Origin of the sequence: Paenibacillus arenilitoris (assembly GCF_014705655.1) — a bacterium.
Classification (GTDB): Bacteria; Bacillota; Bacilli; order Paenibacillales; family Paenibacillaceae; genus Pristimantibacillus; species Pristimantibacillus arenilitoris.
The window spans coordinates 77338-88133 of sequence record NZ_JACXIY010000037.1; the positions used below are offsets into that span (position 1 = coordinate 77338).

Annotated in this window: 9 protein-coding genes; all 9 read right to left on the bottom strand. The window is 53.3% G+C overall.

Translation table 11 applies throughout. The features are described from left to right. Positions 1–58 precede the first annotated feature (58 nt). The 9 genes from IDH41_RS25185 to IDH41_RS25225 all read right to left on the bottom strand — a co-directional run bounded on the left by IDH41_RS25185 (position 59) and on the right by IDH41_RS25225 (position 10625). Positions 59–931, bottom strand: a complete 873-nt coding sequence (locus IDH41_RS25185) for a carbohydrate ABC transporter permease (protein WP_190866067.1) — start codon at positions 929–931, stop codon at positions 59–61. A 16-nt stretch (positions 932–947) separates the two neighbouring features. After that, a complete protein-coding gene (locus IDH41_RS25190; RefSeq protein WP_190866069.1) occupies positions 948–1883 on the bottom strand; it encodes an ABC transporter permease in 936 nt (311 codons plus the stop codon). Between the two features lie 224 nt (positions 1884–2107). After that, a complete protein-coding gene (locus tag IDH41_RS25195) occupies positions 2108–3730 on the bottom strand; it encodes an extracellular solute-binding protein (protein WP_190866071.1) in 1623 nt (540 codons plus the stop codon). A 62-nt stretch (positions 3731–3792) separates the two neighbouring features. After that, on the bottom strand, positions 3793–6072 hold the full coding sequence (locus IDH41_RS25200; protein ID WP_190866073.1) for an AraC family transcriptional regulator: 2280 nt from the start codon (positions 6070–6072) through the stop codon (positions 3793–3795). Positions 6073–6222: 150 nt separating this feature from the next. Then, the gene (locus IDH41_RS25205; RefSeq protein WP_190866074.1) at positions 6223–7245 is read right to left on the bottom strand and encodes a methyltransferase domain-containing protein; all 1023 of its coding nucleotides are present in this window, start codon (positions 7243–7245) and stop codon (positions 6223–6225) included. 395 nt (positions 7246–7640) lie between these two features. Continuing rightward, positions 7641–8189 (bottom strand): D-glycero-alpha-D-manno-heptose-1,7-bisphosphate 7-phosphatase, encoded by a 549-nt coding sequence (locus IDH41_RS25210; protein ID WP_190866076.1) that lies wholly within the window; start codon positions 8187–8189, stop codon positions 7641–7643. A gap of 110 nt (positions 8190–8299) precedes the next feature. Then, on the bottom strand, positions 8300–8689 hold the full coding sequence (locus IDH41_RS25215) for a DUF1259 domain-containing protein (protein WP_190866078.1): 390 nt from the start codon (positions 8687–8689) through the stop codon (positions 8300–8302). Positions 8690–8836: 147 nt separating this feature from the next. Continuing rightward, entirely contained in the window at positions 8837–10261 is a 1425-nt protein-coding gene (locus IDH41_RS25220) for a M56 family metallopeptidase (protein ID WP_190866080.1), read from the bottom strand. A gap of 7 nt (positions 10262–10268) precedes the next feature. After that, positions 10269–10625, bottom strand: coding sequence for a BlaI/MecI/CopY family transcriptional regulator (locus tag IDH41_RS25225; RefSeq protein ID WP_190866082.1), 357 nt, complete (start codon positions 10623–10625; stop codon positions 10269–10271). Between the last annotated feature and the right edge of the window lie 171 nt (positions 10626–10796).

Below are 10796 nucleotides of genomic sequence, written 5' to 3' on the forward strand. Positions count from 1 at the left end.
CTGCGATTATATATAACGGAGAAGGCCGAAGCCCTTCCGGTTATACCGATTCCGCCTGCTATCCCTTGACCGCCCCGACCATCATGCCCTGCACGAAATACTTCTGCACGAACGGATAGAGGCAAATAATAGGCAGCGACGTGAGCACCATCGCCGTCGATTTGACGCTTGCGGCGATCTGGCTCGCCTGCTCGGACGAAGCGCCGATTTCGGTCGGACTGACCGCGTTGTCGATAATTTGCTTCAAATACAAGGCGACCGGCCACTTCTCCTTCGTCTGCAAGTAGAGCGAGGGCCCGAACCAGTTGTTCCACATGCCGACCATGACGAACAGCATGATCGTCACCAGAATCGGCTTCGACAGCGGCAGGATGATTCTCGTGAAGATCCCGAATACGCCCAGGCCGTCGACCCGTCCCGCTTCCTCCAATTCGTTCGGAATGCCGGCGAAGAACGTCTTCATCAGGACGACGTTGAAGGCGCTGATCGCCCCCGGAATGACGATCGCCCAGATCGTATCCCGCATGCCGAGCGTCTTCGCGACCAGAATGTAGTTCGGAATAAGGCCGCCGCCGAAGTACATCGTGAACAGCACGAACGGGATAAAAAATTTGTTGAGGCGCAGCCTCTCCTTCGACAGCGGGTAGGACATGACGGCCGTCGCGGCCACAGCGATGAACGTGCCGATCACGGAATAGACGATCGTGTTCCAGTAATACCGGAAGAAATCGGGCTTGCTTAGAATGACTTCATACGTCTTGGTCGTGAATTCGACCGGGAAGATCGTCACCTTGCCGGCATAGATGGCGGCTTCGGAGCTGAAGGACTGCGCCACAAGATAGACGAACGGGTACAACGTGAACAAGACGACCAGAATCATGAACAATCCATTTGCAATCGTAAAAGCGCTGAAGGTTGAGGTTCGGTTCACTTCATGCGGCTCCTTTCTACCATAGGCTGGATTTCGTCGTTCTCTTCGAAACTTCATTCGCGATCGTCACGAGGATCAGTCCGATGACGCCTTCGAACAAGCCGACTGCCGTCGCGTAGCTGAAGTTGCTGCCGGTGATGCCCATCCGGTAGACGTAGGTCGAGATGACGTCCGCCGTCTCATAGGTTAACGGGTTGTACAGAAGCAGGATTTTCTCGAAGTTCGAGCCGAGAATGCTGCCGATATCGAGAATCAGGAGAACCATGACCGTCGGCAAAATGCCGGGAATCGTCACGTGCATCGCGAGCCGGAACCGGTTCGCGCCGTCCATCTTCGCCGCTTCGTAGAGCGAGGGATCAATAGCGGTCATCGCCGCCAAATACAGAATCGTTCCCCAGCCGAGGCTTTGCCAGATACCCGAGGTGACGTAGATCGTCGGGAACCATTCCGGCAGCGATATGAACGATATTTTATCGAAGCCCATCCAGGACAAGACGCTGTTGAGCGGTCCCGACATGGAGACGATCTCCTTGATCATGCCCGCCACGATAACCATGGAGATGAAGTGGGGCAGGTACGATACCGTCTGCACGAACTTCTTCCACTTCACTCTCCTCAGTTCGTTCAGCAGCAGCGCGAACAGCAGGGTGATCGGAAATTTGACCACGAGATAGCTTACGCTAAGCGTGAGATCGTTGAAGAACGCCCGCCAGAACGTCGGGTCCTTCATGAACATTTCGAAATAAGTAAATCCGACCCATTCCGACCCGAAGAAATTCGTTCCGCCTCTATACTTCCGGAAGGCGATAATGTTCCCGAGCATCGGCGTATACTTGAAAATGATGAAATAAATTACGGGCAGGATCAGGAACGAATACAGCTTCCATTCCTTGCGTACGTGCTTCCATAGCGGACTTGCATCTGCCGCCTTGCCTTGCGCATGAGCTGCCATGCCGTCATCCCTTCCTTATGAAAATTTACCGTGGCCGGACCCGAGGGCCCGACGCTTCTGTCGCTCCATCAATGTACCGGAGAAGCGCTTTCAGCGGCAATGTGCAATAACGGAAATGATGTACGATAACAAGGAAATGGCGATGTACACCTTGAAACGACGGGACTTAATCCCGAATCGGACGTTCTTGGGCGCAAAAAAAAGACGACTTCCGCGTTCGGAAGTCATCGATTGACATATCTCTCATAGGCCGCTTGTTTAATTGCAAGGATCCGGTCGATTCCGAGCCGCTTCAGCTGCTTCGCCATCTCGTCGTAAGCGCCGATCGGATCCTCGCCCATGATGATCCGCAGCTCCGCATCCTTCACGTATTCGCCGATGCCGTCCATTAGCGCGGACAGCTCGCCCGCTTCCTCCGTCGTCGGCGTAATCGGCGGCAGCAAATAATCCTCGTGCTTCGTCTTCCGCCACACGTCGACCGCCTCATTCGTTTCTTCGAACTTCCACTCCAGCTGCGAATCGCGTTGAATCATCGGGAAATTCGTCTGATGCGCGTATTGCAGCATGACCATATCGCCGGATAATCCTTCGGGATTCGCCAAGACCAGATCCGTATAGGCCGGCTCGCCGTTCTTCATCGTATACGTGACGCCTTCGATGCCGAACGTGTTCAGCAGGCTGCCTTCCTCCGAATACGCGTAGTCGAGCCAGCGGACGGCCGCTTCCAGGTTTTTCGTCGTCGCCTTGATCGCCGCCGAGCTTGTCCCCGCATACGCGTTATCGAGCTGTCCGAACTTCGGAATCTCGCCTTCCGCAAGCGTCGGGTAGGGAGCCGCCACATATTGAGCGGCCTGATCGCCCGATAGCGCCGCAAGATTATATTTTTCAATGTAGGAAAACCAGCCGACCGTGGCGCCGCTCGCCCCGGACATCATCTTCTTGTCCACCGATTCCAGGTCCAGGACGGCAAAGTCCGGATCGAGCAGCCCTTCCCGGTACCACTTGCTCATCGTCGCCAAGTAGTCCCGGTACCCCGGCTCCAGGTAGCCGTATTTCACTTTCCCGTCTTCGACGTAGAAGTTACCCATGACGCCGAACGCCCCCGCGAACCCTGCCGTTCGCTCGCCCATGAATAACGTTCGGAGCGTGAGCGGCGCGCTCGCCCCCTTCTTCTCCTTGAATGCCTTGAGGGCCGTGTACCACTCGCCGATCGTCGTCGGGACGGGGAGGCCCAGCTCGTCCAGCCAATCCTTGCGGACGATCGGCCCGCCGTACACCTTGCCCGTCTCCGAACGGATGAACGGGAACGCGTAATAGATGCCGCTGTCCGTCTTCACCATTTTGTCGATCTCGGGATTCTCTTCGAGCACCCGCTTGAAATTCGGCGCATAGCGGTCGATGACGTCGTTCAGCGGCAGAATATGTCCTTGCTCGATCGCCTTCTCGGGCCCTCCCGGGAACTGCAGCCAGTTATTCATGAAGATGTCCGGCAGGTTGCCGGAGGCAAGCAGATAGTTGAACTTATTGTCCTGCATCTGCACGCCGCCGAGATGCCGGATCGCGATGCCGGTCCGCTTCTCGTATTCCTCGTCGATCGGCCCCGCATTCGGCGTCCCCATGTCCGGAAATTCCGTCATTAACGTGAGCTCCGGCGAGCCTTGCATCGGATATTCGAACGGCTCATCGGCCGCCGCGGGACTTTGCTGCCCGGGAGCTGCGGTCCCCGTCTTATCCGTCGGCAAGCTCCCGTCCGCGCCGCTGCCGCCGAAGCAGCCGGACGCGAACAGGGCCATGACGGCGACCGCCATCCAACCTTTTCTCCAAAAACCGAGCCTGCGCGCTTTCATGTTAAGCGGCCTCCTTCCTTTTGACATTCCGATTGTCGACCCGACTCGCCCCGATCGACGCGTCATTGGATCGTCTTGAACCTTCCGGGCGTAATGCCCTCGTATTTCTTGAATACGCGGATGAAAGCGTGGCTGCTCGCGAAGCCGACCTTGGCCGCCGTCTCCTCGATGCCACCTCCTTCGAGCAGCAGCGCCTTGGCCGCTTCCACGCGGACCTGGCTAATATAGTCGTGCAGCCCGACCTGCCCCGTCTGCTCGCGGAATAAGCGCGACACGTACTGCGGCGACAGCCGGAACTGGTCGCCGATCATCGACACGCTTAAGTTTTTGTCGCTATAATGCTCCTGCACGAACGCGATCACCTTCTCGCCGATGCCGGCGCTCGTCTGTACGTTCGGCTTGCTGCGGAGCACGCCGCATACCCGGTCGAAGATGCCCTCCAGCTCCTGCTGGAATTCCAGCTTCGTGGAGCTTGACAGCAGCCGTCTCAGCGGACGCCATTCGTCCCAAGCGATGCCGGCCTGCTCCTCGCCCGGAATCGTCTTGATCAGCGTCGTCGCGACGTCGAGCAGAACGCACCTGGCGATCTCATGCGACATATCCCGCTGGAACGCCTGCTGAATGACATTGTCGAGCGTCGCCTTCGCTTTCTCATACTCGTCGGCCTTCAGCAGGTTGATCAGCACCATCTGATCGTTCACCGTGAAGAAATAACTGCCCTCGCTCTGCTTGATGTCCCCGTACCAGATCAGCATGCCTTCCCCGAGCACGAGCCGGTATTCCTGCGCCTCAAGCGCTTGAAGGAACGCCTGATGGATGCCGTCGAGGCCGGTCTGCAGCTCGCTTCCCACCGTCGTGAAGCGAAGCTTGTACCGGGCCGTGATGAACTCGTAGGCTTGCGCCAATCGGTCCTCGAGCTCGTCCTTCCATTGCTCCGCGCAAACCGGATCGACGTTCACGACCGCCGCCAGCATGCCGTCCATGTCCGTGAAGTGGATGGTCAAGCGGTCGCCAATCGAATCCGCGACGATGTTGGACACGATAAACTGCGACAAGGCCAGATCCTTCGTCCCTCCCTCGTCGCTGTCGATATAGAACAGCAGCACCGCGAACCGGTCGCTCGTCCAAGCCAGATTATGCGTCTTCGCCAGCTCCGCAAGCGGGACGCTGCGGTCCGCCTGCCCTTTCAGCAGCCGTCCGAGGTAATAATCCTGCAGCACCCGAAGCTGCTTGGTATGCCTGTCGCTCATATCGTCCCGCTCGCGAATCGTCTCGAGCACGCTTTGCCGAATGAACGTATATTCGTCGAGGTCCTTGCCTGTCCCTTTCGACGGATTCCGGGAGAAGACGCTGACGAGCTGCTTGACCGGATCGTAGTTTTTGCGGGCAAAATAATAAATGACCGCGCCGCCGATCACGAAGCAGAGCAACAGCCCAAGCAGGTTCATCGTCCGGATGGCCGCGGCGCGCTCCCAGAAGACGTCGGTCGGGAACACGCTGACGTACTTCCAGCCCGTCGTATCGGACGATTCGATCGTAATGATCGACTCGACGCCCTCGAACGTGCCGGTGAAGGTGCCCGTCCCGCGGCTGCTCCACTCCCGATAGGACGCAGGCTCGATCGCCTGGCCTTCGCCGTTCCGGAACAGAATTTGATCCTTCGTATCCATAATGAACACTTGGCCCTTCTCCACCCAATCGATGTTCCCCAGCATCGTCATCATTTTATCGACATTAAGCGGAATGAGCAGCGTGCCCTCCGGCTGGTCGGCCGATTGCAGCGACAACGACCGGATATAGGAAGGCGTGCTTACGATCTTCCCTTGATGCTCGACCGGTAGCAGCACGTACTCCCCCGACTGCGGACGGTTCATCAGGTCAAGCCAGTCCTTGTAAGCGAAATCGGCCGTCTGATGCTTGATCTCGTAGAACAGCCGCTCCCTCAAATACGTTTCGCTCGAGAGCACCGAATGCAGCGGACTCGAATAGAGATAGATGCCTCGAATAAAATCGTTCGTGGATAACAGCTTGCTCAGCTCTTGCTTCATTTTGTAAACGTTGTAAGCGTTCTCTTCTTTGGACGAAGCAAGCAGAGCCCGGACATCCGGCCGAATGGCCAGCTGCGCGGCCAGACTTTCCGTCTGCAGCAGCTCCCCGTCCACGATATATCTCACCTGCTGCAGCATCGCACCGCTCGCGCGTTCGATCTCATATTTGACAATGTCCCTGGTTTGGCCATAAATGATAACGCTAAGAATGACGGGTATGCATAAGATGACGGCGTACGACACGATCCATCGAAACGCTACGCTCCGCGTGAAGTTTCCCCTTCCCCAGTTCAAATCCAATCCCCCTACTTTTTTTGTACATCGTCTATCATAGCATGAACCGGCCGGGGGCTTCCTATGTACAATTTGAACCTCCATGTACAGTTTGTGCACTTGATGGCGATTGTTGGCGGAAAAAGGCGGAAGAAGCGGCATTCAGCCGCTTCAAGCCTTCCAGAGCCTATATAGCGTCGGATGGAGCCCTTTCAAATGGATGGCTGCTATTTCGGAACAGCTCAGCTGCAAATGGTCGGCTGCCGATCGCAGCGCCGCATCCGCATCCGTCAAACAAAGCATGCGTCCTTCATCGTTCAATACCCGCTTCATCTCCTTGAAGACGTCGCGGTATAGCTGCGGAATGTATTCGTCCGCCGAGATTTGGCGGCCGAAGGGCAGATTGGTCACGATGACATCGGCATAACCGGCGTCAACGGGAAGACGGCGCGCATCCCAGCGGCGAAGCTTCAGGCGTTCATGAAGCCCGATATTTTCTCTGGACGCTTCCACCGCTGCCTCGGATACATCCCCGCCCTCTATTTGACAGTAAGGGTAAGCGAGCCGTTCGGACAAAATCGTGCCCGAGCCGCAGCATGGATCGATCACGACATCCTCCGCCCTCGGGTCCGACAACCAGACAAGCGCATGCGCGACGGAAGGGCGCAGGGCGGCCTGCGTGAAGCTTCGTTGTGCATGGCGATAACGAAAGCCAGCATCCGTCAATCGCAAGGAGAACACGGCTTCCTCCTCCTGGAGGTCAAGCCGGAACTCGATTTCATGTCCTCCTGTCGGATCAAGGCGAAGCCTTGGATTGCGCCTCGCAATCCCAGCCGCAGCCGCCTCGGCCGCATCAAAGCGGGAATACGTGTGTTTCCCCGCTCTGCTGGCATTCACTTTAAAGCGGATGAATCCCGAAGTTTGGACAAGCTCCAAGGACAAATCCAGTTCATATAGAACCCGTTCGATCTCGGCCAGGTGGATTTTGTGGGGACCGACTCGAAAGCGGCGAATTTGTTGGTACAGGTTGTCTGCCGTTCGCAGCTCCATTAATGCCTTCAAAGGCAAGCTTGTACGAAAAAACACTTTTCCCCGTTCCGAGCGCTGAAGGCTGGCATCCGCCAGCTTCGCTCGAACTTCGTTCTCCAGTACGTGCTCCAGCCCGGGCAGAACCGTCGCAAAGTATAGCGTCATTTTTTATTGCCCCTTCGTAGTTGAGGTTTGCGGCATAAAAAAAACGCAAATGAACAAACGTTCATTCGCGTCTCCATATACCAACAAGGCGACCTCTTAGTAGGTGCGCCTTGGAATCGAGCGTGATTGAATATTCCGTTCCTTGATCGTCGAATGCATGCGAATCGCCATAACCATGCGAACAGCCATGACAACAAACCTGAAACCGCGGTTTCGGGCTTGCAGGCTCACATGCCAATCGAGTTATTCAGTTGGTCTTTAGCAGATCCCAACTGTCAAGAAAACGGCCATCATCATCAACGCACTAATCCCTCCATCTGTACGAATAGGTTTATTATATCGTGCCCTTAAGCGGGTTTACAAGCGTTTCGAACCATTCTAATGCTGAATCTGTGTCATACGTCGCCAGACCGGCTATCGCTCGCTTGCAGCAATCCGCTTGCTTGCAGCTCGGTGACGGCGTCGTGGAGGCTTGGGAACACATAGTCAGGTTTGACGTGCGACAGCGCCCTCTCGCCGATAAAGATCGTTCGGACGCCTGCGGCACGACCGGCCTCGATGTCCACGTCGCGGTCGCCGACCATGAAGCTGGCCGACCGGTCGATGTCGTACCGCTCAATTAGCTCGAGCTGCATCCCCGGCTTCGGCTTGCGGCAGCGGCAGCCTTGGCTGGGCTTGTGGATGCAAGCCCGGATTTCCCGGAGCTTCCCACCTCCTTCTTCAATTTGATCGCTCATGTGCCGGTGAATCTTGTCCAGATCGCGCTTGCGCATATAGCCAAGCCCTACGCCGCCTTGGTTGGTGACGACGAAGGCCTCGTAGCCGAAGTCGTTTAGTGTGCGGACAGCTTCGGGCACGCCCGGCAGCAGGACCAGATCCGCGACCCGGTTCACGTTGCCGCTTTCGTTGATGACGCCGTCGCGGTCTAGGAAAAAGGCATTCATGGGGACCTCCGAGTTTTTTATACAGAATTATTACCTCTATTCTGCGTCAGGGCTCCCATCATTAACCAGCATTTGGGCAGAAGGTTTGCTGCCGAGACGGAAACTCTAACTTAGCGGATTGCATCTAACGCGCGCCTGACTATTCTTGCAAATACAAGCGGTCTCTCAACCGCTTCAATATTGACGTAAATCAATTGGGGCCGGTCGAACAGCCATTCGTTATGGATAGACGAAACTTTAATTCCTTGCCGACAAAGGGCCGCAATGAATGTATTTACTTCTTTCTGTAAGAATGCCGCCCTGCCTAGACAAAGCGCTTTGCCGGTTCGAACATTTAAGGATTCGAACGAGAAAGAAGACGTTACTTGAAATCTTTTCCTCAAGATCGTTGATCTTATTTGTTTCCGATTTATCGTTGAGACGCATTTTCCGCCGGCAAAACCGGGTTGACCACCGATAATTCTTGAGAACTTCTCGCAAAGTGAAACGTTGTTTAGCATACAACTATCATCCCCCTGTCCCCATTTATGATATGAGGATAGGAGGATGGGGGGAACGGCGCTGGCCACATGATTCAATAGCATGCTTCTAGAGACAACAACAGAAAGCGACTCGTTGAGAGTCGCTTTCTGTTAAAATAAGGAAGGTTAATTAACTTGAAGCTGAACAGCTAACTCTACATTTGTGCTTGATGTATGGCCTTCGTTTACTAATACAAAGTAGTAGTTGCCTGATTCGACCAAATTGTGTTTGGAATTGCTGTTCAATAACTCACCGTCTTCCAGCGCCTGATCGTCATATTCCAATAAGTAGACTTTAAGCTCACCGCCAGCAGAGGAAAATGTCGGTGTAAGAGAATCCCCCTTTTTAAGCGCATAACCGCCAAACCCTTTACTTTCGCCTGGATGAATTTCCTTGTAGGCAGTGAGATACTCTCTGCTCGCTGCTTTTTCTACAGCAAGCTCGATGTTGCCTTCCTTTTTAATTTCACTCAGTAGTACAACGCCAGGTTTTGAATCGTTCAACTCCGTCACGCTTTTAGCATTAATGCTTCCCGCGTATACAGCAGCCGAGCCACCAAGGATTATGAATAGGGTAACCACACCGGACAGAAGTTGAATCGACTTTCGCTTTGCACCTTTATTGTTCAGAATCATACTAATTCTCCTTTCAAGATAGGTTCCTTTATCGCTAAAAGCAGTATAAACTTGGGTTTTTTGATCAGTGACGTTCCACAGTACACTTAACAACAATTCGCAATACTGCTTTCGCTCTGTCAAATTCATGGAACGAACCAGTTGCTCGTCACAGGACAGTTCACAGTATCGATCAATGTCTCGCCTTGCTTTATAGGCAAGCGGATTAAACCAATGTAAGGCATTTACAATAATCAAAAATAATTTGATCCAAATATCATATCGCTTATAGTGGGTCAATTCATGCAGAAAAATTTGCCGATACTCATCAGTTGTAAATTCAATGCCTGCTGGCAAAACAATGCGCGGTCGGATAACGCCATAAAGGAAAGGCGAGCTAACGTATGGCGCGAAGTAGACCGCAACATTTCTTTTGATCCCCAACTTTTGCTTGCTGGCTTCCAGATCCAATATAAGGTTAAGATCATATGTTTGTTCACAAACCGAAGTCATTCGATGATGAATCTTGAAATTGCGAATGAACGCCACTATGAGAAAAATAATTGTCCCTGTAAGAAACAGATAGGGAATCACATTCAATATATGCCAATCAGCTTGTAATACATAAGTTGACTGATTAGGCACCGAGCTAATATCCTCCGTACGAGGCTTGGACACTTCCGTAGCTTCTTGAACCGCTGCTTGAATAGGGACTACCATGGAATGGACATTTGATTGAATCGAAAATCGCTCACTTAAAAAAGTTATGGCCTTAAAGTAAGGAAAAATAAAGAAGGTATATACCAGAATGTAGGAAACGTAATGCCATTTCGCGGAGAAATAAGTTCTGGTCCACTTCTCTAGCAGCCATAACCCAACATGTAACGTCGAAGTCACCACGGACATGAGCAGTATGGAATAATAAAGAATAAGCATGCTCCACCTACTCTCTAAGACGCTTTATTAGCTCTTCAATATCTTCCTTATTCAGTTCTCCCGTATCACATAAGGCGCTAATTAACCCCGATACAGAGCCTCGGTGAACATCCTGAATAAATTGCTTCGTTTCCATTGCGCGATATGCCGATTCAGTCATACAAGCCTGATATTGATTGGCTTTTCCAATCCGTGTTGCCTTAACAACTCCCTTTTCCATCAAACGAGCCAAAAAAGTAATGACTGTGCTTTGCTTCCACTTCCCTTCAGGAAGCACCTGCAAAATATCTGCTGTTGTCATCGGGTGTGCGTGCTTCCAGATAATCTCCATAATTTCTCGTTCAGCCTCTGAGATTTTTGCCATTTAAACAAACCCCCTCCTCCATCTACATGATGTAGTTCTATTTTAAAGCTACATCATGTAGATTTATCTGTCAATAGAACAAAAAAGATCGAGTAGGCCTATGCGCAAGCGCATAGGCCTCTCACAGATCCGGACGTGCGGGTCGTCGCATCCGGCTCCTCCATGATTATC

Bases quoted from the DNA above. Each gene is read 5' to 3' on its own strand.
- IDH41_RS25190 (WP_190866069.1), bottom strand. From the start codon at position 1,883: ATGGCAGCTCATGCGCAAGGCAAGGCGGCAGATGCAAGTCCGCTATGG.
- IDH41_RS25195 (WP_190866071.1), bottom strand. From the start codon at position 3,730: ATGAAAGCGCGCAGGCTCGGTTTTTGGAGAAAAGGTTGGATGGCGGTC.
- IDH41_RS25205 (WP_190866074.1), bottom strand. From the start codon at position 7,245: ATGACGCTATACTTTGCGACGGTTCTGCCCGGGCTGGAGCACGTACTG.
- IDH41_RS25210 (WP_190866076.1), bottom strand. From the start codon at position 8,189: ATGAATGCCTTTTTCCTAGACCGCGACGGCGTCATCAACGAAAGCGGC.
- IDH41_RS25215 (WP_190866078.1), bottom strand. From the start codon at position 8,689: ATGCTAAACAACGTTTCACTTTGCGAGAAGTTCTCAAGAATTATCGGT.
- IDH41_RS25220 (WP_190866080.1), bottom strand. From the start codon at position 10,261: ATGCTTATTCTTTATTATTCCATACTGCTCATGTCCGTGGTGACTTCG.
- IDH41_RS25225 (WP_190866082.1), bottom strand. From the start codon at position 10,625: ATGGCAAAAATCTCAGAGGCTGAACGAGAAATTATGGAGATTATCTGG.